Source organism: Bacillus sp. NS1, from assembly GCF_058248265.1.
Genome location: NZ_JBZAZF010000001.1, coordinates 950142 through 972477, shown reverse-complemented (window position 1 = coordinate 972477; position 22336 = coordinate 950142). Strand labels below are relative to the sequence as shown.

The following is a 22336-nucleotide window of genomic DNA, read 5'->3' as shown; positions in this document are numbered from 1 at the left end:
GCGTTTTATTCTTTCACAGTTTTATATTGATTTCTGAACACCTGCAAAGATTTTGTTTCATTGAGCTTCTCAAGCTCATCCTCGGTGACCTTTCCCGTTCCCTTTTTAATCACATATACATCAAGGGTTTTTTTGCCCCATTCATTGTACACATCTTTGACGGTTTCAAAGTACAGATCAAGGCGGTTTCCCTTAATAGCTGATCCTGTGTCGGCCACAACTCCGAGACCGTAGTTCGGAATGAATAAAATCGTGCCGATCGGGAAAACGGATGGATCAGCGGCAACAGTGGAGTACAAATCTCTTTTCACTTTCACACCTGAATATGTAAGCCCGTATAATGGATCGCCGGGCTGTTTACCCGTCGATTCAGCTCCTGCTGTGTATCCTGTTGCTGTTACTCTTTGAACCGGATACTCGTTCCAGTCAAACGCTTCTTCTAACGGTTTTGTTTTATCCTTGGCCGCTGACATGGTTTGTGTTTTTTTCTGCTGCAATGATTTTAATGTCAGTCCTGCATGCTTCAAGTGCTTTTCTTGATGTTCCTGCACCCATTTTGACAAGTCCTTCGCTTCGATTCCTGACACTGATAAAAATGTTGTGCCAAATGCAAGCAGAAATAAACAGGTCATCAGCAAACGTCTGATCATAATCAATATCATTCACCTCTCCTCCGAATCATTGTTCCCAATTGGAGAGAGCAATATTCAAAATGGTGAATGAGCAGAAAGCACAAAAAAAGCTTTCTTTAGAAGAAAGCGGCATTTAAAACATTTGATATCCTCTTTTTCTGAGCATGTTGATCGCTATACCCGACACGATGGCGCCAGCCAAACCGCTGGCTAAAATCAGCACATCAGCAGCTGCTAATGATACGATACGATGAAACAGGCCGGCAAAGGATTCTCCCGGCGACTGGATATAGCTGATCAGCTTTTCCTTGCTGATAATGAAAAGGCATACAATCGGATAAATCACAGCCATAATCCAAGACATTCTCAGCAGCATGTTTAATAAGAAACCGATTCCAAAAAACAAGACAAAAAACAAAACAATTGAGATGATTACGACTGGCAGACTAATCAACCTATCCCACCCCCTGCGTTGTTTTTAGTGTAACGCGGGGGCTGAAATAAAGTCAACGTCTGGAAAAAGAATGACTGTCTTTTCCTGTCCCCTGACAAGACGGACAAGTTTCTGAACCGCCGAGGATCAATTGAAAATACCCTTTCCCTGAGCAAAATGGGCATGCATGTGAAGCGGTTGTCGATGCAGTTTTCATCTGATCATCCCCTTTTTTCTTAATTTTCTGATAATATATCATATCAAACTGTCAATAATAAAGTCAGATCATGTGACAAATCTTTTGATGTAAGCGGAAACATACTTGTTTTCCTCTCGTTATCTTTTTATTTTGGCGTTTTTTAATAAAGAAAACCCGCTTCCGCGGGTTTTTAGAAAAACTTGAACTTGCCTTTTTTCAGCGTCAGTCCGAGTCCGCCGATCAAAAACAGCGAGCGGTTATCGATGACTTTTTTCATAAACGAAGCCGGTGTGCCTTTCAGCTTTCTGCCATAAACGACCCCAACTGCGTTATGCTCGCCAAGAGAAGCCACCGTTCCTTTAATGTCCGGCTTGAATTCCTCAAGCTCTCCGCCTTTAATGAGCCTGCCAAGGTTTTTAGCAACCGTTATCCCCTGCTGCATCGCAATTTGCGCAGTCGGAGGATACGGGCGCTCCGTATCTTCATTCATAAACAGCGAGCTGTCGCCGAGAATGAAGACGTTGTCATGTCCGGGTGCGCGAAGATCTGGATTGACTTTGACCCGGCCGCGCATATTTTCAAAGCCGGCTTCTTCCACAATCGGATGGCCGCGGACACCTGCCGCCCATACAACGGTTTGCGATTTGATTTGCTCTGGTTCTTCATCTTTTTTCCCGACTCTGACTCCTTCCGGTGTACATTCTTGGACAGCCGTGCCGATCTTAAACTCAATTCCGTTTTCTTCAAGGTAATGAACCGCATAATCGACAAGCTCAGGATCAAAGCCAGGCAAAACGGTCGGCGCTGCTTCTACACAAATAATGCGCACGAGACTCCTATCAACGTCGTACTCCTTGCAGAGCTCAGGCACGCGGGCTGCCAGCTCGCCGAGAAATTCAATTCCCGTAAATCCGGCTCCGCCTACAACGATCGTTAACCTGTCCGGCCGTTTTTCCGCTTCCGTATTGTAAGTTGCAAACTGCAGCTCAATATGTTCCCTCAGCAGACGCGACGTGTTGATGTTGGCGATCGGAAACGCATATTCTTTCAAACCTTTAATACCGAACGTTTCGGGCACCGCGCCGAGTCCGATGACTAAATAATCGTACTGCAGCTCTCCATTCGCAAGCACAACTTTTTTCTCATCAATTTTGATTGCCTTTACAGTATCCTGTACAAAATTGACCCGCGACTGGTTGATTACATCTTTTATCTGATAACGGCAGCGGTCATGATGGAGCGTACCCGCGCTCGCTTCATGCATCCATGTCGTTTCATAATGATAATTGTGTTTATTCACAAGCGTAATATCAGCATCATTCGGTCCGATAAACTTTGTCAGCCTAGTTACCGTCATCAATCCGCCATATCCTGCACCTAAAATCACGATTTTGGGCTTATTCAATGCCATCACATCCACCTTCTCTTTTTTTGCTTTTGTTAGACGCATAATAAAATCATCATTTGTGTTAGCTTCAGCTTATTGGCGGGATTTTATGAAATATATTGAAAAATTTTTTATGAAGTCTTCACTCATAGTACTACTATCATATTTATCCGGCTGGCCTAGGAAACATTCAGAAAAAGATCAATTCATTTGGTTATCATCGTATCGGCCTGCGGAAATATTTTCAAGAACGGATGCGCACGCCATGCACTTATGATTTTTTCTGCTGACTCGTCAATTTGAATGGCAATATGGTATAATTAATAACAATTTTCATTTAGGAGGCAATTTTCGTATGCGAGAGGATACAAAGGTTTATGATATTACTATTATAGGCGGGGGACCGGTCGGCTTATTCACCGCTTTTTACGGAGGCATGAGACAGGCAAGCGTCAAAATTATCGAAAGCCTGCCTCAGCTCGGCGGACAGCTTAGCGCCCTATACCCTGAGAAATATATATACGATGTAGCGGGCTTCCCGAAAATCCGCGCCCAAGAGCTTATCAATAACCTAAAAGAACAAATGGCGAAATTCGACCAAACCATTTGTCTGGAGCAAGCGGTTGAATCTGTTGAAAAACAAGCGGACGGCGTGTTTAAGCTTGTGACAAATGAAGAAACTCACTATTCTAAAACGGTCATCATCACTGCAGGAAACGGCGCATTCAAACCGAGAAAACTGGAACTTGAAAATGCCGAGCAGTATGAAGGCAAAAACCTTCACTACTTCGTTGATGATTTGCAAAAATTCGCCGGCAGACGTGTTGCGATCCTTGGTGGAGGAGATTCAGCGGTTGACTGGGCGCTTATGCTTGAGCCGATCGCAAAAGAAGTATCCATCATCCACCGCCGCGATAAATTCCGCGCGCACGAGCACAGTGTGGAAAACCTTCACGCGTCGAAGGTTAATGTCCTAACACCATTCGTCCCTGCGGAGCTGATTGGGGAAGAGAAAATTGAACAGCTAGTGCTTGAAGAAGTGAAAGGCGATCGCAAAGAGATTTTAGAAATCGATGACTTAATCGTCAACTACGGTTTCGTTTCATCTCTTGGACCTATTAAAAACTGGGGTCTGGACATCGAGAAAAATTCTATTGTCGTCAAATCAACAATGGAAACAAATATCGAAGGCTTCTTTGCAGCAGGTGACATTTGCACATACGAAGGAAAAGTCAACCTGATCGCAAGCGGCTTCGGCGAGGCACCGACAGCAGTGAACAACGCCAAAGCTTACATGGATCCGAAAGCCCGCGTACAGCCTCTTCACTCAACAAGTCTTTTTGAAAATAAATAATAAAAAAAGGAGTCTGTGTCAGCGACACAGCTCCTTTTTTATTTGAAGATATTTATATAATTCAATGCGGTTCCCACAACCAGCGCAATAACAAGGGCTGCGACGATCCAGATCATTGTCATAATTATGCGATCTTGGATCTTTTGGGACTTCGGTGTTTTTTCTTCGTTTTGCGTCATCTCACTCGCTCCTTTCATCTGTCCATGTCATAAAGAAAGCCTGGTGCTGAACGACCAAGCTTTGCTGAACGTATTTCATTCGCTTTTTAATCCGCTCTCTAAGACTTTTCGTTAAGACTATGATACCCAAACTCACCGAGCATGACAAGCTTCGGCACTTGCGCATACTTGTAAGCAAATAAAAACGTTTGACATCCTAAATAAAACAGAGTACATTATAGAAGGCGAACATTTCATATAGTATTCTTTTAAATATTCGTTTTTAGGAGTGATAATGATGGAAAATGTATTTGATTACGAAGATATTCAGCTAATTCCTGCAAAATGCATTGTAAATAGCCGTTCAGAATGTGATACATCCGTGCGTTTAGGCGGACGTACATTTAAATTACCCGTCGTTCCTGCCAATATGCAGACGATTATAGATGAAAAACTAGCCATTCAATTAGCCGAAAATGGTTACTTTTATGTGATGCACCGATTTGAACCTGAAACACGAATTGAATTTATTAAAGATATGAACGAACGCGGATTATTCTCTTCTATCAGCGTGGGCGTCAAAGATGAGGAGTATGAATTTGTCCGCCAACTGACAGAAGCAAATCTGACTCCTGAATACGTGACAATTGATATCGCTCATGGCCATTCAAATGCGGTCATTGAAATGATCCAGCAGCTTAAAAAACATTTGCCGGACAGCTTTGTTATTGCTGGCAATGTCGGAACGCCGGAAGCGGTCAGAGAACTTGAAAATGCGGGAGCGGATGCCACTAAAGTTGGCATCGGACCGGGAAAAGTATGTATTACGAAAATCAAAACCGGCTTCGGCACAGGCGGCTGGCAATTAGCAGCGCTGCGCTGGTGTGCCAAAGCAGCCAGCAAACCAATTATCGCGGATGGCGGCATCCGCACACATGGCGACATCGCAAAATCAATCAGATTTGGCGCAACGATGGTCATGATCGGTTCACTATTTGCCGGACACGAAGAATCACCAGGCCAAACGGTCGAAAAAGACGGAAAGCTATACAAAGAGTACTTCGGCTCAGCCTCTGAGTTCCAAAAAGGCGAAAAGAAAAATGTAGAAGGCAAGAAAATGCACGTGGCACATAAAGGCTCAATCAAGGATACGCTGATTGAAATGGAACAGGATCTTCAATCTTCTATTTCTTATGCAGGCGGAACGAAACTTGACGCGATCCGCAATGTGGATTATGTGATTGTGAAGAATTCGATTTTTAATGGGGATAAATATTAAAAATAAAAAAACGGCAAGTCAGCGGTTCCCAGCTTGACTTGCCGTTTTCTGTTGTTAGCACTCTTCAGGTGTACCTGTATTCGTCGCTGTTCTAAAAGAAGAACCGCAGCCGCATGAAGCGATGGCATTTGGATTGTCGATGGTGAAGCCGCCGCCGAGCATGGATTGCTTATAATCAATCACGGTGCCGTTCATGATGTCAAGGCTTTCTTTATCAACAAGTACAGCGATCCCGTGCTGATCAAACATGCTGTCTGATTCGCCCTTTTCGTGCTCAAAGCCCATGCCGTAAGAAAGGCCGCTGCAGCCGCCTCCTTTGACGCCGACACGCAGAAACGCGTTTTCTTCTTCATGCTCTTTCATCATATCTTTTATATGCAAAGCTGCTGCTTCTGTAATTGTTACCGGGTTGCTCATTTTTGTAAACCTCCTTTTAAAAACCGGATGTTGTCTTTTATTATAAACATGATTGGTCCAATTCTCAAACAAGGTGTTTTACAAGAAATAGACGCCCTCACAAACAGTTTCAGCCGGCCCTGTCATCATCACATGGCCGTTGTCTTTCCAATTAATCACTAGATCTCCGCCTGCTAAATGCACCGTGATGTCCTGATTTCGTTTTGATACGCCATTTAACACAGATGCGACGGCCGCTGCACATGCTCCTGTCCCGCATGCCTGAGTAATGCCTGATCCCCGTTCCCAGACGCGGAAATGCAGTTCATGTTCATTCACGGTTTCGACGAATTCTACATTGATGCCTTCTGGAAATCTCGGATCTTTCTCAATCACCGGTCCCAGTGTCGTCAGGGGTGCCTGTTCAATGTCAGCGATCGGAAAAACGATATGGGGATTTCCCATTGAAACGGCAGTGCCTGTTAGTTCAACTTCACCAAATGTCATCGTTTCATTGATCGTGTGCTCTTCTCCGCCTTCAAGCATCGGAAGCTCGTTTTTTGTCAGGCGCGGTTCGCCCATATCGACAGTGACCACGTTCACTTTCCCATTTTCAACTTGAACCTCCGCTTTCACAAGCCCGGAGAGGGTTTCAATCAGAAAAGATGTTTTCTCAACCAGCTTATGCTCATAAGCGTATTTTGCGACGCAGCGCAGGCCGTTGCCGCAGTTTTTCCCTTCAGACCCGTCATTATTAAAAATCCGCATTTTGACAGGCGCTTGATCTGAAGGGCATATCAGGATCATTCCGTCGGAACCGATCCCTGTATAAACAGAAGAAACCTGAACGGCAATCTCAGACAGTTTTTCTTCCGGAAGCTGTTCTTCAAATTGATTCACGTAGATATAGCTGTTTCCCAGGCCGTGCATTTTGGTAAATCGAAATGAGTTCATAGGTGCCTCCAACTTTTTTTCTTTTTCTTAGTATAAAAGCTATTATAAACGGACACAATACAATTATCCCCCGTTTTTCATACATAAAAGCTCCTTGCATTGTCGCAAGGAGCTTTTATCGTTTATATAAACATGCCGGCAATGGCTGCGCTGAGCAGATTGGCTAATGTTCCCGCAAGAACAGCCTTCAGACCGAGGCGTGCGATATCCGAACGGCGGCTAGGCGCTAAACCGCCAAGCGTACCGAGCATTATCGCAATTGATGAAAAATTGGCGAATCCGCATAACGCGAAACTGATAATGGTAGCGGTTTTCTTAGAAAACTCGCCGATGTGCGGACCGAAGTTAGAATAAGCGACAAACTCATTAAGCACCAATTTCTGGCCGATATAGCTTCCCGCCTGCAATGCTTCATGCCAAGGCACACCAATCAAAAAGGCGATTGGGGAAAACACATAACCCAGAAGGGATTCTAATGTGACACCTTTTAAACCGAACAAGCCGAATACTCCGCCGAGAATACCGTTTACTACAGCGATTAATGCAACGAACGCAAGCAGCATCGCTCCAACGTTTAAGGCAATTTGCAGTCCGGTTGAAGCTCCCTTTGCAGCTGCGTCAATGACATTGGCTGCGCCTTCACCTTCATCCATTTTAAAATCGCTTTTTACGGTTTGCGGCTTTTCAGTTTCGGGAATAATCAATTTACCAAAGACAAGACCCGCGGGAGCAGCCATAAAGCTGGCCGCAAGCAAGTATTCAATCGGAATACCGAGTAGCGCGTATCCAAACAAGGTCGAACCCGCAACAGCCGATAGACCGCTCGTCATAATCGTGAACAATTCAGAGCGCGTCAGACCGGCTATCAGGGGTCTGATCACTAACGGAGATTCTGATTGTCCTACAAAAATATTAGCAGCAGCCGCAAGAGATTCCGTTTTGCTTGTCCCTAGGAGCTTCGACAATCCGCCGCCAATGACACGGAAAACAAGCTGCATGATTTTCAAATGATATAAAACTGCAATCAGTGCTGAGAAGAAAATGATAACGGGCAGTACACTTAATGCAAATGCAGGACTGTCGCCGACTTTCAGAAGCGGTCCAAAAATAAAGCTGATTCCTTCATTCGCATAATCAATCAGAAGCTGTACACGGCTTGAAAACCATAAAAAAACAGCGCGTCCCGCTTCCCATTTCAACACGATGTATCCAAACGCCACCTGTGTGCATAAACCAACGATGACGGTTCTTATCTTAATATTGCTTTTCTTTTCTGAAAATAAAAACGCGATAGCAATGATCGCAACTGCGCCGAGCAGTCCCCACAGAACACTCATGAATACACCTACACCTCTTAAAATTTTATTTAAAAAAATATCTTTTATACGATAACAATAATATTTTTTGATGTCTACACATTTTTTTAGTTCTTTTGTACGGCAAAATAAAAAAGGGCCTGTCCAGGCCCTTTTCATTTAAAACATTGGATTTTCTTCAATAAATGTATATATATTCTCAACAAGCTCAGCAGGCGTTTCACCCATGACGACTTCTCCGTTTACAAGGGCGAAAAGCGACTCCATGCACGTCCCGCAGTAGCTTAAGCAGCCGTATTCAAGGACATCCAGGTTGGGATCCTTCTCTAAAATCGCCCGGGCTTCCTGAGAGCCGTGAGCCAGATTGCTGACACAAAATTCAATCATTGGATTCATGCGGTTTCACCTCACATATGTCCATTATCGCGAATTTTTTATCATTCGTCAAAGACAACGGATTGTTCAAAATTTATTATCGTAACATATCATTTCACAAATAACGTTTTACTAATTTGCACTTTCAGGCTAATTTGTAGGTTATTTTCAAACTATTATTGTGATTTTAGATCAAATTCGATATAATTCTAGATGTTATTTTACATAGTTCGTATTTTCTTCAATGTGTCTATCATACTCTTCGGATTAAAGGGGAATTCAAATGAAAAAATTGGTCTTGATCGGCGGAGGTTACGGGAACATGCGTGTTCTTCATCGCTTATTGCCAAACCAGCTGCCTGAAGATGTTTCAATCACGTTAATTGACAGAAATCCTTATCACTGCTTGAAAACAGAATATTATGCCCTTGCCGCAGGCACAATTTCTGACCATCATATCAGAGTGTCATTCCCAGAGCACCCTCGCCTGGATGTCCAATACGGTGATATCTCTTCAATTGATATTGCACAAAAACAAGTACTGTTCCAAGATCGTGAACCGATTTCTTACGATGACGCTGTGATCGGGCTCGGCTGTGAGGACAAATATCACAACGTGCCGGGAGCGCCTGAATTCACCTACAGCATTCAAACCATCGATCAGTCCCGCGAAACCTATCAAAAGCTGAATAACCTGAGCGCTAATGCCACTGTCGCCATTGTCGGAGCGGGCTTAAGCGGCGTTGAGCTTGCAAGTGAACTGAGAGAAAGCCGTGATGACCTGAACATTATTTTGTTCGACCGCGGTAATCTCATTTTATCAAGCTTTCCCGAGCGTTTGAGTAAATATGTGCAAAATTGGTTCGAAGAGCACGGTGTCCGCATTATTAACAGGGCAAATATCACAAAAGTTGAAGAAGGCGTTGTGTATAACCACGATGAACCGGTTTCTGCAGACGCCATCGTGTGGACAGCTGGCATTCAGCCGAACAAAGTCGTTAGAGACTTAGATGTGGAAAAGGACGCACAAGGGCGTATCGTATTAACGCCTCATCACAATCTTCCTGGTGATGAACATCTGTACGTTGTCGGCGATTGCGCCAGCCTCCCTCATGCACCGAGCGCCCAGCTGGCAGAGGCTCAAGCAGAGCAGATTGTCCAAATCTTGCAAAAACGCTGGAATGGAGAAGCCCTTCCAGAATCAATGCCGCAGTTCAAGCTGAAAGGCGTTCTCGGTTCACTCGGTAAAAAAGCCGGCTTCGGTCTTGTTGCTGACCGCCCGCTGATCGGCCGTGTCCCGCGTATGTTGAAATCCGGCTTGCTGTGGATGTACAAACACCATAATGGTTAATGATAGAGAAGAACCGCTGATCCTGTCAGCGGTTTTCTGTATACCCATGCTTCTCCATTTCCTCATAAACGTCTTTTAATTTTGGATTGCCTTCACCAACAATTTTGTCTTCTACAAGAACAAGCGGATAAAAATACTCGTCATTTCTGATTTTTTCCGCAAGCTCTTTTGCATGTTCATTGTCAGGCGGCTCATAAATATCGATGTATTGCATCGCAAAAGGCTGATTTGGATATTTTCTTTTCAGCGCAGCCTCGAGCCACTCGTATGTATCCTTAGCCGTCGGCATATTGACACAGCTTGCACAAACGGTTTCTGCTCCGTACACACTGAGCATGACTGGTTTTGTCACAGGTAAACGCCTCCTTCTCTCTATGTATGTCCTTTCTTTCAGTATACAGAGCCAAAAGACGTTTTTATAGAAAAAAACCGTTTTTGTGTTCAAGTCTGAATGTGCTATAATAGGGAAAGCAACTTTGCAAACCAAACAATAGATTTTTATTGTTACACTGAATATAATGGTTTTATGACGACGAAAGGAGCGAATGTCATGACTGAAGTTGAAATGAAAGAACAGGTGCAGGAAGTGCTGGACAAACTTCGTCCGTTTTTACTTCGTGACGGCGGTGACTGTGAGCTTGTAGACGTAGATGAAGGTATCGTTAAGCTTCGTCTTCTAGGCGCATGCGGCAGCTGCCCAAGTTCAACAATTACGCTGAAAGCCGGAATTGAACGCGCTCTTCTTGAAGAAGTGCCGGGTGTCGTTGAAGTAGAACAAGTCTTTTAATAAAGCAGCCAGGCTGATAGTTAATCAGCCTGGCTTTTTTATTAGAGATATTGATCAAACCATGAGCTGATATAATTCAGTCGCTTGATCCGCTGTCCCGGATGACCGCTGCGTGACAAATTGTGCGACGCTTTCGGAAAACGGACGAGCATGGTTTCCTTGTCCATTTTTTTCAAAGCGATAAATAGCTGCTCCGCCTGCTCGATCGGGCACCGGTCATCTCGCTCGCCATGCAGGATCAAAAGCGGTGTCTCCACGTTTGCTGCGTATTTTAAAGGAGACCGGTCCCAGAGCTTTTCTGTGTCAGCAAACATGTCATGCTCTAGCTGCCAGTCTGTGAAGAAATAGCCGATATCACTGACGCCATGAAAGCTGATCCAGTTTGAAATCGAGCGCTGGGTGACGGCAGCTTTAAAGCGGTTCGTCTGTCCAACGATCCAGTTGGTCATAAAGCCTCCGTAGCTCCCGCCCGTGACACCAAGCCGTTCAGGATCAATCTGTGGATCTCTTTTGATAGCCTCATCCACAGCCTGCATCACATCCTCATAATCCTTTCCTCCATAATCTCCTCTGACGGCGTTCACAAATTCCTGCCCGTAACCGTGGCTTCCTCTCGGATTGACATAAACCACTGCGTACCCTTTCGCCGCCAGCACCTGAAATTCATGAAAATATGTATGTCCGTACATCATGTGCGGACCGCCGTGTATGTTGAGAATAAGAGGATATGATGTTTCACCTTCCGCCTGTGCAGGTTTTATCAGCCAGCCGTTCACCGTCACGCCGTCTTCTGTGACATATTGAATATCTTCAGGTATTGAAATCGTATGCTCGCCGACAAACTTGTCATTCGCACCAGTCAGCCGTCTCTCTTGCTGCCCAAGCGGGAGGCTGTAAAGCTCGCTTGGTCTGTCCGGCTTTGTCACACTGGCAATAAAGTGTTGTTCGTCAGGTGAAATGGAAAAACTATTAATGTACTCTTTTTCGAGACGTATCGGATACACAAGGCCTTCAATCGAAATATAATAGATCCCCGTACTGCCTTGATCTGTGCCGATGACATAAAACCCTTGGCTGTCTTTCGTCCAAACCGGGCTCTGTTCGGCACCTCCGATCAGTGAATCTCCAATGAGCGCATCTGCTAAATGAACGTCAAGCATTTCAGTCAGACATGTAAGATTGTCTTGTTTCATATCATAGAGCCATGCCTTTTCGAACGTTGCATTCTGATATTCCTTTTCATGTCCAAGCAAAGCAAGATACCTTCCGTCCGGTGAAAATGAGCTTGGTCCGAATGAGCCGCGATGGGACGTAATCTGCTTGAGATCTCCAGTATCCAGCGACATCATGCAGACATCGTGCGGCTTGCTGGCATCATCCGTTTCAGTCAAATTAGCTGAGAAAACAAGCCATTTGCCGTCAGGAGAAAAAGCTGGATCACCATGATCGGCTTTGTGATTTGTCAACTGCTTTACTTCGCCAGACTTCACGCTGACAAACACAAGCTGGGCATACGCACCTCTTGTCAGTCCTTTGCCGTCCCGTTTATAGGCTAGACCTTGAACTTCAACAGGTTCAAAGCTGTCCGGCTCCGCTTTCTCTCGATCATTAATACTTTCACCCTCTCCCAAACTGACAGTGACAAGAATCGATTCACCATCCGGGGACCATATTGGCTTTGACACGCCATACGGGATATTAGTCAGTTTTCTCGCTTCCCCGCCTTCAGCGCTCATGATATACAGCTGTGCTGCATCACCTTCACGATCAGAAATAAAGGCAAGCGTGCGCCCGTCCGGAGACCATCTTGGATCCGTGCATCGCTTTTCTCCATGTGTCCAAGGAACAGACCCGCCGCTTTTCATTTCATAGACCCATATATTTGATGTATACGAATCTTTCTCGGAATTCACTTGTGACTGCACGTATGCGGCACGGGTGCCGTCTGGGGCATATTGAGGATCGGTTACAGAGACAATCGCTGTGATGTCTTCTGCGGTTATCAGCTTTTTCATGTTCATCTCCTCCTTTTTACAACTATTTCGTTTTTCTAAATAAAAACTCCTTTATCTCCAGCAGAAAAAAAGCGCCCTCCGCTGATGCTGAGGGACGCTTGGCATGATCTATACACTTTTCACTTGATATAAAGGATTTCGCTCTATTATACTTCCCTCTTTCGGAACGGTCAAAGCGTCGACTTCACAATGAGGGAAATGAAGCGCGAGCTGTTCTTTGAGCTCTTCTCCCTTTCCTTTTTCAGTCATAACGAGAATCGTCGGGCCTGCCCCGCTGAGAGCCGTTCCGTATGCGCCCTTCATCTCGGCGACGTGTTCTACTTTTGACAGCTCAGGGACAAGCATCGCCCGGTACGGCTGATGGAACATATCCTTCTTCATGATTTTTCCGACGAGCGGCCAATCCTTGGACATGATGGCAGCAATGAGTATATTGCTGACTGCACTTGCTTTTACAGCGTCCGCATACGGAAACTCTTTCGGAAGTACGTCTCTTGCGTCTCTTGTCAGCACTTCGTAAAAAGGAATGACAACGACAACATCAATGTCAGCATCGGGGACGCGGATCATTTGTGTCTCGTCATCTTCATGCAGGCCGATGACAAGTCCGCCAACGAGAGAAGCGCCCGCATTATCCGGGTGTCCTTCTTCAAGACTGGCTAAATGCAGCTTGTCCGCTTCAGTCAGCTTTAAGCCGCATAATTCATCAGCCAGTTCAACGGCTGCTACAATCGCTGCAGCGCTGCTGCCAAGGCCGCGTGCGAGCGGGATGTCACTCCATACCTTTACATGGACAGGAGGCATTTCTTTGCCATACAAATCTGCTGTCCGTTTCGCCACTTGATAGATCAGATTATCTGTACCCGCCGGGATTCCGGCGACTGTTTCTGTTTCAGCTTCAAAAGACCATTTGTCGCTTTCAAAGACGGTCAGCTTCAAATATCTGCTGAGCGCCATTCCAACCGAATCGAAGCCAGGGCCTAGGTTAGCCGTGCTTCCGGGAACAGTGACAGTGAACAGCATGTCGGCTTCGTTCATACACGGGCCGCTCCTTTTAAATATTCAAGGATGCTGTCTTCATTCGTCGGCAATGTGATCGGCTTGATTTCTGAAATGTCGACCGCTGTATTCGGATCTTTCAGTCCGTTTCCTGTTAACACAGCGACAACCTTGCTGCCTTTCGGAATTTCTCCGGATTTCACCTGTTTCAGAACGCCGGCGATGGAAGCACAGGATCCCGGTTCTGCAAACACGCCTTCTTCACGGGCGATCAGCTGATAAGCGTGAAGGATTTCATCATCAGTGACTTCGTCAATTTTCCCGTTGGATTCCTCAGCTGCCTTTACAGCTTTGTCCCAGCTTGCCGGGTTTCCGATACGGATGGCTGTTGCTATTGTTTCCGGATTTTCAATTACTTCATTGCGAACGATTGCCGCTGCGCCTTCAGCTTCAAACCCGCGCATTTTCGGAAGGCCTGTGCCTTTTTTCTCATGATATTCCTTGAAGCCCTTCCAATACGCTGAGATATTGCCTGCGTTTCCGACCGGAATCGCTAAAACATCCGGTGCTCCGCCCAGCTGCTCGCACACTTCAAAGGCTGCTGTTTTTTGGCCTTCAAGGCGGTAAGGGTTGACTGAGTTGACAAGGGCAATCGGTGATTTCTCACAGATGGAACGGACAATTTTAAGCGCGTCGTCAAAGTTTCCGTCAATTGCAATAATCTCGGCTCCGTACATAACAGCCTGAGCGAGTTTTCCGAACGCGATTTTTCCGTTCGGGATGATGACGATGCATTTCATGTTAGCGCGGGCTGCATAAGCAGCTGCAGCAGCAGACGTGTTTCCTGTTGACGCGCACATAATCGTATCGTTGCCTTCTTCTTTTGCTTTCGCCACAGCCATGACCATTCCGCGGTCTTTAAATGATCCCGTAGGGTTGACGCCTTCTGTTTTGACATGAAGCTCAATTCCGAGCTGCTCAGACAGCTTCGGCAGGTGAATAAGAGGTGTGTTTCCTTCATGTAATGTAAGCGCCGGTGTTTGATCTGTTACAGGTAAAAATTCTTTATATTGATGGATAAGCCCTTTCCACATTAGCTCCAACCGTTCCCTTCTACACGATATGTGCTCTTAACTTCTTGAACGACTTCCAAATCATTTAGGTTTTGCAGGATATCACTGAAATCAGCTTCTGATGTATGGTGCGTGACAATTACAATTTCCGCTAACTCATCATGACCTTTAATCGGCAGCTGCAGGATCTTTTCAAAGCTTACGCCCCGTTCCGAGAACACAGACGTAATTTTCGAGAATGAACCGACCTGGTCTTTGACGTGAATTCTTAAGAATTGCTGTGCGTAAATGTCAGACGGCGACTTCATGTTTTTCTCGTATTGCGGTCCGACAAAGCTGTTGCCAGTTACGCCGAGGCGCATGTTTTTCATGACCGCGACAAGGTCAGAAACAACAGATGTCGCAGTCGGCATGCTTCCGGCTCCCGGCCCGTAGAACATCGTCTCACCAACGGCCTCTCCGTATACATAAACGGCGTTAAACTCATTATGCACAGCAGAAAGCGGATGGTGATCAGGAAGCAATGTCGGCTGTACGCTGACTTCAATTTTGCTGCCATCACGCTGAGCAATCCCGATCAGTTTCATCGTGTAGCCTAGGCGTTTGCTGAAACTGATGTCCTCATCTGTAATTTGAGAGATACCCTTTACTTTGACGTCTTCCAGATCGACATTCATTGAGAAGCCAAGGCGCGCCAAGATTGCCATTTTCCGTGCGGCGTCTAGCCCTTCCACGTCTGAAGTCGGGTCAGCTTCGGCAAAGCCGAGATCCTGCGCTTCCTTGAGCACTTCCTCATAAGGGCTTTTTTCTTTGATCATTTTTGTTAAGATAAAGTTCGTTGTTCCGTTCACGATCCCCATCATTTTTGTAATTCGGTCTGATGAGAGGCCTTCCTCTAACGTGCGCAGAATCGGAATCCCGCCGGCAACACTGGCTTCAAAGTAGATATCGCAGCCATTTTCCTTCGCTTCCGCAAGCAGCTCGGATCCGTACACAGCCATTAAATCTTTGTTTGCTGTGACAACATGCTTTTTCGATCTCAGCGCGTCGACCAAATATTGTTTTGTCTGTTCAACTCCGCCGATCACCTCGATGACGACATCAACATCTGGATCATCAATGACATCATACACTTCTGTCGTGAGCACTTCCTTCGGCAAATCTACTTCTCTCTTTTTCTCTAGATCTTTTACAAGCACTTTTTTTATCGTAACCGGACAGCCGACCTGATGCATCAGCTTATCCTGATGGTCTTGAATAATTTTAACGACACCGCTTCCGACGGTACCTAAACCTAAAAGCCCTACACGAATTGCTTTCAAAAAAACTCCACCTTTCTTTTGATTGTCCTCTTGAAAAAGACAATTGTTAACTCAACACAGACATATAAGTTACAAACATTATATAAGCCCACTCCTGTTTTGACAAGATAGCAATCGGCTGAATTTTAAGAATGTAAACGCTTAACACATTGATATGACAAGATTCTTTATTTTCTAATTATTTTTGTCAGATTTTCTCCTCACCTTGGGCTGCCTTTACCGAGCCAGTTCACGCGGGGAACAAATGGCTTTTGCGCCCGCATGTTCATGAATTCCTGCGCTGTATTGAGAAATTGCTCATAGCGTCCGCAGTCACTAAGAATGAAGTCAAGCTGCTCTTCGCGATAATGCTTTTCTGATTCTGATGACATGTAGTAGCTCTCCACGATTTCAAAATAATGAAGCGGAAAGAGCAGGCGGCTGTATAATAGACGTTTTGAAAACGAAGACAGCGGCGTAACTTGTTCGTATTCCTGCAAAAAGTGAAAGCCTTGTTGATTAAAATCTTGTCTGTGATGCAAAAACGTATGCCTCATATATTCAGCCAAATCACGTGAGGCGTGGTCAAATACCCAATCCGCAGGAATCCTGATCAGGGATTCGGGTGACCATGTATGTCTTTCCATCCGCTGATGGCATATCGTTCCTGAATCAGCGGCTTGGGGCTTGTCATCCAGCTCAGTGTCCACTAAATATTGTATCGCGTTTTCTGACAGCCCTAAATAATATGGAAATGATTCGATCATTTTTTTATCGAATGGCTCATGAGGTGGGGTATGAACCTTTCGCTGCCAAAACACCTCCAGCTGATCAATGCGTTTTCCCCACAGATCCTTCCACTGGCCGATTCTTCCGGCTGCCTTCACTTCATACGGATACCCTCTGCCTTTTCGGTGAAATTCCGCCAGCTCCTGTCCAATGGAGAACGCACGGTTTGAAAAAGGGGGTGCCGCCTTCAGCAGAGCGTACGTTTTCCCCTCATGTTCAAACGTCAGCTCACCTTCTTTTGTAAAGATAAAAACCGAAACGTATGGGTCACTTTGTTCTTGTAAATACTGACTCATGTAATAAAGCTCTGCCAGCTCTGTCTCTGAGAATTGGGAAACGGGGACAATCAGAAAGAATGAATTCGGTGTCTGAAAGCATTGATATGTGTGCTGGTACATCGAAAGCTGCCTGATGTGAATACCGTATTTTTCTTTTATTGTACCTTTCACAATGATCACCTGCCTGTTGAATTAGGGCTCATCACATCGTAGTCATACACGTCCGGAATTATGAATACATATTTTAATCCGACGAAGGCGCAAGAAAAAGTCGTAAACATCTCAAACATTTTGTATAAACTAGTAAAAAAGATTGGGTGAAGCTGATGTCAGAAAACGAACAAATCAATCAGATGGAAGCAAAAGCAAGAGCACGGATGAAGGAGCGCGGCGTTGAGGTATCAGACATTGCCGAGCTTGTCTTTTTTCTGCAGAAAAAATATCATCCGGATTTAACCATTGATGAATGCACGTTGAACGTCAATCGCGTTCTCGCAAAACGCGAGGTGCAAAACGCGATTTTAACGGGCATTGAATTGGATGTTCTTGCTGAGCAGAAAAAACTGTCTGAACCGCTGCAAACGATGCTGGAAACCGATGAAAGCCTATACGGAGTAGATGAAGTTCTGGCATTTTCCATCGTGAACATTTACGGATCGATCGGATTTACGAACTATGGTTACATCGACAAAGAAAAACCCGGAATCCTTAAACATTTAAATGATAAATCAACCGGCGAATGCCATACCTTTTTAGATGACATCGTCGGCGCGATTTCCGCCGCGGCCTCAAGCAGGCTCGCACACCGTGCGCGGCATACAGAATAAGGGCACCCTTTTGGGTGCCCTTTTTAAATGTATGGAATCCATTCAGTCAGAGAGTCAATGGCGTGAGTCGGTTTTTCCATATCGTCTGTCATATGCTCTCTTTTCGTTACGCCTGTGTGAACGAGCAGCGTATCCATACCGGCGTTAATGCCGGCCATAATGTCGGTCGCGTAGTTGTCGCCGACCATGAGTGTTTCGGATACATCTGTGCCTAGAACGCGCATCGCCTGCTCCATGATGATTGATTCCGGCTTGCCGATAAATACCGGCTGTACGCCTGTGGATACGGTTAATACAGATGTCAGTGAGCCGTTTCCAGGCAGGAGGCCTCTTTCAGTCGGGATCGCAATATCTCCGTTTGTAGAAATAAAGCGGGCGCCATTTCTGATTGCCAGGCAGCCGACAGCAAATTTTTCGTATGTAATGGAACGGTCAATACCGACAACGACATAATCCGCGTTTTCCCCGCCAAAAGTCAGGCCGTTTTCTTCAATCGCCTGGCGGATGCCTTCTTCCCCGATCACATATACAGACGCGTCTTTTTTCTGCTGGGCGATATGCTGGGCAGTCGCCATGCTGGTCGTGAAGACCTGCTCTTCCGTTGCGGGAATATCAAAAGACACAAGCTTGTCCGCTACCTGCTTCGGTGTCCGCGAAGAATTGTTTGTCACGAAAAGATAAGGAACGCCGCGATCTTTCAGCGTTCTGACAAATTCACACGCTTCCTCAATTTTTTCCGTGCCATTGTACATCGTTCCGTCTAAATCAATTAAATACCCTTTATATGTTTTCATTTCCAACACTCCTGTGGCTTTCCAGTTGTTATTTAAACGCAGAAACAGGACCAAGCTCTGTTTCCAAGTAGCTTCTGATCCGTTTCGGGAAGTTTTGAAGAGCTGTCTGATGTGCCATGATCAGCCTGTAAAGCTCGTCGCTGTCAGCGAGCAGGTACTGCTGAACCAATGTTTTGCGGTAGGCGATCAATTCCTTAAGCTCAGTTCCCTCTTGTTCCGTGACAACTTTTTCATCAACAAGTATGTCCATAATGTCATCATAGCTGCCCGGGTCCCGCATAATAAAACCGTCAATCATGTCATTGCCTGTATCCAAAATGCATTCGATTAACAGATGGCCTATACGCTCAAGTGCCAGTCCCCCGATTTCAGACTGCCAGTCTAGTTGCGAGTTAAAAAGCGACAGCTGGTGCTCAAAGAACCCGAGTGTTTGCTCGATCTTATTTCTGTCAACAAAATACATGACAGCATCCCCTTTTGTGTATATTTATTTTCTGATCCGTTTTAAGACAAAATACGCACAGCCGAAATTGCAGTATTCGTAAATGTATTCATCCAATGTACTGATTTTCGTTTCGAAGGTTGCCTTTTGATTCTGGTCGTCAAAGAAGCCCTTGAGCCTGAGCTGACCGTATCCCCAGTCTCCCACAATATAATCGTATTTATTTAAAATATCGGAGTAGCGGGCTTTAAAAGCCTCTTCATTGAAGCCGTCTTTGAAATTGTGCACCAATTCAAATTCGGCATTTTGAATAAGAATCATGATCTCACCTCTTTTTCACTCATTCCTATCATAATTCATTGCCCCGTCCCCATCAATTGCTAAAGAATAAATCATGCAATTTGGCTACCCTACACATGAGGAGGGATTTAAATGAAACGAACTGCTGTCAGCCTCTGCCTGTTGACCGTGCTTTTATCCGGGTGCGGAGGCGCAGGATTGGACAATGCCGGGCAAAATGTCAGGAATCAGACGCAGAATCAAACCAGACCAATTCATGTGTCTGATCGCAACGAGGCTTTTAACCGGCATGATGAGAATGAACAATTTGGCTATGTCCGCTATCAAAAAGAACAATTTGACGGCGAACAGCAGAAAACGCCGGTGATGAACCGGGAAGAAACCGCTCACATGATATCAAGTTTAACGGTTCAGCTCCCCCATATTCAAGATGCTGCAACATTGGTGACCGATCAAGAAGCGCTTGTCGTGTATAAAACCGATTCAAAAGACCGCGAACTGACCGCCGATCAGGTGAAGAAAACCGCTGCTTCTGTGATACCGCGGTACTATCATGTGTATATTTCCGATAATCCAAACCATATGCAGTCAATCGAAAATTACAGCAATCTCGGATCCGGTTCAAGGGATATCAGAGAGATCATGTCGGGGACGATTCAAGAAATGAAAACCTCCCCGCAAGGAAACCCCGTCTCAGAAAATGAAAATGCCAACGGAGAAACCCGTCAGGACATGAAAATCGATAGGAATGACAAAAACGCCAGATGATCTGGCGTTTTGGCATTATGCTTGTGCTTGGCGCTTTTTAGATGCTTCGTTCACCTGTTCATCCGCATGGTAAGAAGAACGGACAAGCGGGCCGGCTTCGCAGTGGCTGAAGCCTTTTTGCATCGCGATTTCCTTTAATTCTGCAAATTCATCAGGGTGATAGTATTTTTGGACTTTCAAGTGTTTTTTCGTCGGTTGCAGATATTGGCCGATTGCCATAATATCCACGTTGTTTGCCAAGAGGTCGTCCATGACTTCAATAATTTCTTCCTTCGTTTCGCCGAGTCCGATCATGATGCTTGATTTTGTCGGAATGTCAGGCTGCATTTCCTTCGCACGGCGCAAAAATTCCAACGAACGGTCGTACGTCGCGCGCGCGCGGACTCTTGGCGTCAGGCGGCGAACCGTTTCGATATTGTGATTCAGGATGTCTGGGCGTGTATCCATCAAGGTTTTCAGGTTATCGTAGTTTCCGCCCATATCAGACGGCAGCACCTCAATTGTTGTGAACGGGCTTTTTCTGCGGATCGCACGGACAGTTTCCGCGAAAATGCCTGCCCCGCCGTCTTTCTGGTCATCACGCGCAACAGCTGTAATGACCGCGTGTTTCAGATTCATAAGCGCAACAGAATCCGCTACGCGTTCCGGCTCCTGCAGATCAAGCTCAGTCGGAAGGCCCGTTTTGACAGCACAGAAACGGCATGCTCTTGTACAAACAGAACCTAAAATCATAAATGTCGCTGTACGTCTGACCGCCCAGCATTCATGAATATTCGGACATTTTGCTTCTTCGCATACGGTATGCAGATTGTTTTCCCGCATAAGTTTTTTGAGCCCTGTATAGTTTTCATTTGTATTTAATTTGATTTTGAGCCATTCGGGCTTTCTGAGGTGTTCGTCTTTCTTTGCCAATTCCCATCATCTCCAATATCCAATATACTCAATTTCTGACACGAAACATTCTGAAAACGAGAAAGGTGCAGGTTTTATTTCTGCAACAAAAATAATGTTTTTCTAACTAAAGAAAGTCTTTTCTTTAGACACTTTAACATAGGAAAAATTTCTCGACAAGGGAAGATCATTACTGACATTTTTAAGCCAGCTTGCCGCAAACTATGTGTATTCAATATGAAAGGAGATTATTTTGTGAAAGTTTTGTTATCCGCTCTTCTTCTCCTTTTGTTTGCGTTTGAGCCTTCGGCGTCTGGAAAAAAGCTTTCAGATCCAGTACTGTCAAAACGGATGGAATTATATCATAAAGTCGAAGCTGTGACGCAGATTCCTTGGTTTGCGCTCGCCGCAGTAGACCAGTACGAGGAAAACGTGCGGAGCAACCGAAAAGATCTGCCTGACAAAGCGGGAATCATCAGCATCTATATACCGGATGAAATCTGGAGCGGGCCTGAAAACCCGAATCCGAAAGACGATGCGCCGTTAAGCATTAAAGTGTTTGACGGAATCGGAATGGATGGTGACGGAGATGGAAAAGCCGAGGTCAGCAATGACGAAGATATTTTGTATACATTCAGCCAATACTTGCTATCGTATGGCACAGATGAGGACAACATCCGTATCGGGCTTTGGAATTATTACAGGCGTGATCAGACGGTCGGGATCATATCTGAATTCATGAAACTGTTTAAAGCTTACGGTCATATTGATCTGGGCGAGCATGCGTTTCCGCTTCCGATCAGAACCGATTACAGCTATCGCAGCACATGGGGTGATGCCCGCGGCTTCGGGGGGAGACGGATTCATGAAGGCACGGATATCTTTGCCCATTACGGCCTTCCTGTCAAATCAACCTGTTACGGCGTAGTTGAAATGAAGGGCTGGAACCGCTTCGGAGGATGGAGAATCGGCATCAGAGACATTAACAATACGTATCATTATTTTGCCCATCTCAATGGGTTTGCCAAAGGGATTAAAACAGGACAAATCGTTGAGCCTGGCCAAGTGATCGGATCTGTCGGCAGCTCAGGATACGGCCCGCCGGGAACAGCTGGTAAGTTCCCGCCGCACCTTCACTACGGGATGTATAAAGATAACGGAAAAACCGAATGGTCGTTTGATCCGTACCCGCATTTGCGAGCGTGGGAGCGGTATGAATACAAAAAAAAGAAATAACG

The 22336-nt window shown here is 45.4% G+C and carries 26 protein-coding genes; 7 read left to right on the top strand and 19 right to left on the bottom strand.

Features of this window, described 5'->3' with window-relative positions; translation table 11 throughout:
• Positions 1-5 precede the first annotated feature (5 nt).
• The 4 genes from spsC to AC4CV5_RS04880 form a co-directional block, all read right to left on the bottom strand.
• On the bottom strand, positions 6-662 hold the full coding sequence (gene spsC, locus AC4CV5_RS04895; RefSeq protein ID WP_166848791.1) for a stationary phase survival protein SpsC: 657 nt from the start codon (positions 660-662) through the stop codon (positions 6-8).
• Between the two features lie 103 nt (positions 663-765).
• Positions 766-1086, bottom strand: a complete 321-nt coding sequence (locus AC4CV5_RS04890; RefSeq protein WP_166848788.1) for a YuiB family protein — start codon at positions 1084-1086, stop codon at positions 766-768.
• Positions 1087-1138: 52 nt separating this feature from the next.
• Positions 1139-1282, bottom strand: coding sequence for a YuiA family protein (locus AC4CV5_RS04885; RefSeq protein ID WP_166848785.1), 144 nt, complete (start codon positions 1280-1282; stop codon positions 1139-1141).
• Between the two features lie 172 nt (positions 1283-1454).
• The gene (locus tag AC4CV5_RS04880; RefSeq protein WP_326222016.1) at positions 1455-2675 is read right to left on the bottom strand and encodes an NAD(P)/FAD-dependent oxidoreductase; all 1221 of its coding nucleotides are present in this window, start codon (positions 2673-2675) and stop codon (positions 1455-1457) included.
• Between the two features lie 331 nt (positions 2676-3006).
• On the opposite strand from AC4CV5_RS04880, the gene yumC reads away from it, so the two are divergent.
• Positions 3007-4005, top strand: coding sequence for a ferredoxin--NADP reductase 2 (gene yumC, locus AC4CV5_RS04875; protein WP_222141964.1), 999 nt, complete (start codon positions 3007-3009; stop codon positions 4003-4005).
• A gap of 38 nt (positions 4006-4043) precedes the next feature.
• Here the strand turns inward: yumC and AC4CV5_RS04870 are convergent, their stop codons facing one another.
• Entirely contained in the window at positions 4044-4184 is a 141-nt protein-coding gene (locus tag AC4CV5_RS04870; RefSeq protein WP_490922161.1) for a hypothetical protein, read from the bottom strand.
• A 277-nt stretch (positions 4185-4461) separates the two neighbouring features.
• Between AC4CV5_RS04870 and guaC the strand changes: the two genes are divergently transcribed.
• A complete protein-coding gene (gene guaC / locus AC4CV5_RS04865; protein ID WP_490922160.1) occupies positions 4462-5442 on the top strand; it encodes a GMP reductase in 981 nt (326 codons plus the stop codon).
• Positions 5443-5496: 54 nt separating this feature from the next.
• Here the strand turns inward: guaC and AC4CV5_RS04860 are convergent, their stop codons facing one another.
• From AC4CV5_RS04860 to AC4CV5_RS04845, 4 genes are all read right to left on the bottom strand, one after another.
• The gene (locus AC4CV5_RS04860) at positions 5497-5859 is read right to left on the bottom strand and encodes a HesB/IscA family protein (protein ID WP_166848776.1); all 363 of its coding nucleotides are present in this window, start codon (positions 5857-5859) and stop codon (positions 5497-5499) included.
• A 78-nt stretch (positions 5860-5937) separates the two neighbouring features.
• Positions 5938-6792 carry a diaminopimelate epimerase gene (gene dapF / locus AC4CV5_RS04855; protein WP_166848775.1) on the bottom strand — a complete coding sequence of 285 codons (855 nt, stop codon included), beginning with the start codon at positions 6790-6792 and terminating at the stop codon, positions 5938-5940.
• 122 nt (positions 6793-6914) lie between these two features.
• Positions 6915-8129 carry a NupC/NupG family nucleoside CNT transporter gene (locus AC4CV5_RS04850; protein ID WP_166848772.1) on the bottom strand — a complete coding sequence of 405 codons (1215 nt, stop codon included), beginning with the start codon at positions 8127-8129 and terminating at the stop codon, positions 6915-6917.
• 138 nt (positions 8130-8267) lie between these two features.
• The gene (locus tag AC4CV5_RS04845; protein ID WP_003222913.1) at positions 8268-8504 is read right to left on the bottom strand and encodes a YuzB family protein; all 237 of its coding nucleotides are present in this window, start codon (positions 8502-8504) and stop codon (positions 8268-8270) included.
• A gap of 262 nt (positions 8505-8766) precedes the next feature.
• Here AC4CV5_RS04845 and AC4CV5_RS04840 point away from each other — a divergent pair, with 262 nt between their 5' ends.
• On the top strand, positions 8767-9834 hold the full coding sequence (locus tag AC4CV5_RS04840; RefSeq protein ID WP_222141967.1) for an NAD(P)/FAD-dependent oxidoreductase: 1068 nt from the start codon (positions 8767-8769) through the stop codon (positions 9832-9834).
• 25 nt (positions 9835-9859) lie between these two features.
• Here the strand turns inward: AC4CV5_RS04840 and AC4CV5_RS04835 are convergent, their stop codons facing one another.
• Entirely contained in the window at positions 9860-10186 is a 327-nt protein-coding gene (locus AC4CV5_RS04835; RefSeq protein WP_102702869.1) for a YuzD family protein, read from the bottom strand.
• A 99-nt stretch (positions 10187-10285) separates the two neighbouring features.
• On the opposite strand from AC4CV5_RS04835, the gene AC4CV5_RS04830 reads away from it, so the two are divergent.
• Positions 10286-10621, top strand: a complete 336-nt coding sequence (locus tag AC4CV5_RS04830; RefSeq protein WP_010886606.1) for a NifU family protein — start codon at positions 10286-10288, stop codon at positions 10619-10621.
• 41 nt (positions 10622-10662) lie between these two features.
• Here AC4CV5_RS04830 and AC4CV5_RS04825 read toward each other — a convergent pair whose 3' ends face one another.
• From AC4CV5_RS04825 to cotNH, 5 genes are all read right to left on the bottom strand, one after another.
• Entirely contained in the window at positions 10663-12636 is a 1974-nt protein-coding gene (locus tag AC4CV5_RS04825; protein ID WP_490922159.1) for a S9 family peptidase, read from the bottom strand.
• Between the two features lie 108 nt (positions 12637-12744).
• Entirely contained in the window at positions 12745-13674 is a 930-nt protein-coding gene (gene thrB, locus AC4CV5_RS04820) for a homoserine kinase (protein WP_490922158.1), read from the bottom strand.
• Complete coding sequence (gene thrC / locus AC4CV5_RS04815) at positions 13671-14729, bottom strand: threonine synthase (protein WP_490922212.1); 1059 nt, start codon at positions 14727-14729, stop codon at positions 13671-13673. The genes thrB and thrC overlap by 4 nt, the downstream gene beginning before the upstream one ends.
• Positions 14729-16030 (bottom strand): homoserine dehydrogenase, encoded by a 1302-nt coding sequence (locus AC4CV5_RS04810; protein ID WP_166848757.1) that lies wholly within the window; start codon positions 16028-16030, stop codon positions 14729-14731. The genes thrC and AC4CV5_RS04810 overlap by 1 nt, the downstream gene beginning before the upstream one ends.
• Before the next feature lie 200 nt (positions 16031-16230).
• Positions 16231-17250, bottom strand: coding sequence for a spore coat-associated protein CotNH (cotNH, locus tag AC4CV5_RS04805; protein WP_490922211.1), 1020 nt, complete (start codon positions 17248-17250; stop codon positions 16231-16233).
• A 152-nt stretch (positions 17251-17402) separates the two neighbouring features.
• Here cotNH and AC4CV5_RS04800 point away from each other — a divergent pair, with 152 nt between their 5' ends.
• The gene (locus tag AC4CV5_RS04800) at positions 17403-17903 is read left to right on the top strand and encodes a phosphatidylglycerophosphatase A family protein (RefSeq protein WP_166848755.1); all 501 of its coding nucleotides are present in this window, start codon (positions 17403-17405) and stop codon (positions 17901-17903) included.
• Positions 17904-17926: 23 nt separating this feature from the next.
• On the opposite strand, the gene nucF is transcribed toward AC4CV5_RS04800, so the two are convergent.
• Genes nucF through AC4CV5_RS04785 form a run of 3 tightly spaced genes read right to left on the bottom strand, consistent with a single transcriptional unit; the run spans position 17927 to position 19460 of the window.
• On the bottom strand, positions 17927-18697 hold the full coding sequence (gene nucF / locus AC4CV5_RS04795; protein WP_222141971.1) for a 5' nucleotidase NucF: 771 nt from the start codon (positions 18695-18697) through the stop codon (positions 17927-17929).
• Positions 18698-18725: 28 nt separating this feature from the next.
• Entirely contained in the window at positions 18726-19160 is a 435-nt protein-coding gene (locus AC4CV5_RS04790; RefSeq protein ID WP_490922157.1) for a DUF86 domain-containing protein, read from the bottom strand.
• 24 nt (positions 19161-19184) lie between these two features.
• Positions 19185-19460, bottom strand: a complete 276-nt coding sequence (locus tag AC4CV5_RS04785; RefSeq protein WP_003228682.1) for a YutD family protein — start codon at positions 19458-19460, stop codon at positions 19185-19187.
• 111 nt (positions 19461-19571) lie between these two features.
• Here AC4CV5_RS04785 and AC4CV5_RS04780 point away from each other — a divergent pair, with 111 nt between their 5' ends.
• On the top strand, positions 19572-20207 hold the full coding sequence (locus AC4CV5_RS04780) for a YhcN/YlaJ family sporulation lipoprotein (RefSeq protein WP_166848746.1): 636 nt from the start codon (positions 19572-19574) through the stop codon (positions 20205-20207).
• A 15-nt stretch (positions 20208-20222) separates the two neighbouring features.
• On the opposite strand, the gene lipA is transcribed toward AC4CV5_RS04780, so the two are convergent.
• A complete protein-coding gene (lipA, locus tag AC4CV5_RS04775) occupies positions 20223-21119 on the bottom strand; it encodes a lipoyl synthase (RefSeq protein WP_003222888.1) in 897 nt (298 codons plus the stop codon).
• Positions 21120-21353: 234 nt separating this feature from the next.
• Between lipA and lytH the strand changes: the two genes are divergently transcribed.
• The gene (gene lytH / locus AC4CV5_RS04770; RefSeq protein WP_326222025.1) at positions 21354-22334 is read left to right on the top strand and encodes an L-Ala--D-Glu endopeptidase; all 981 of its coding nucleotides are present in this window, start codon (positions 21354-21356) and stop codon (positions 22332-22334) included.
• The last annotated feature ends 2 nt before the right edge of the window (positions 22335-22336 follow it).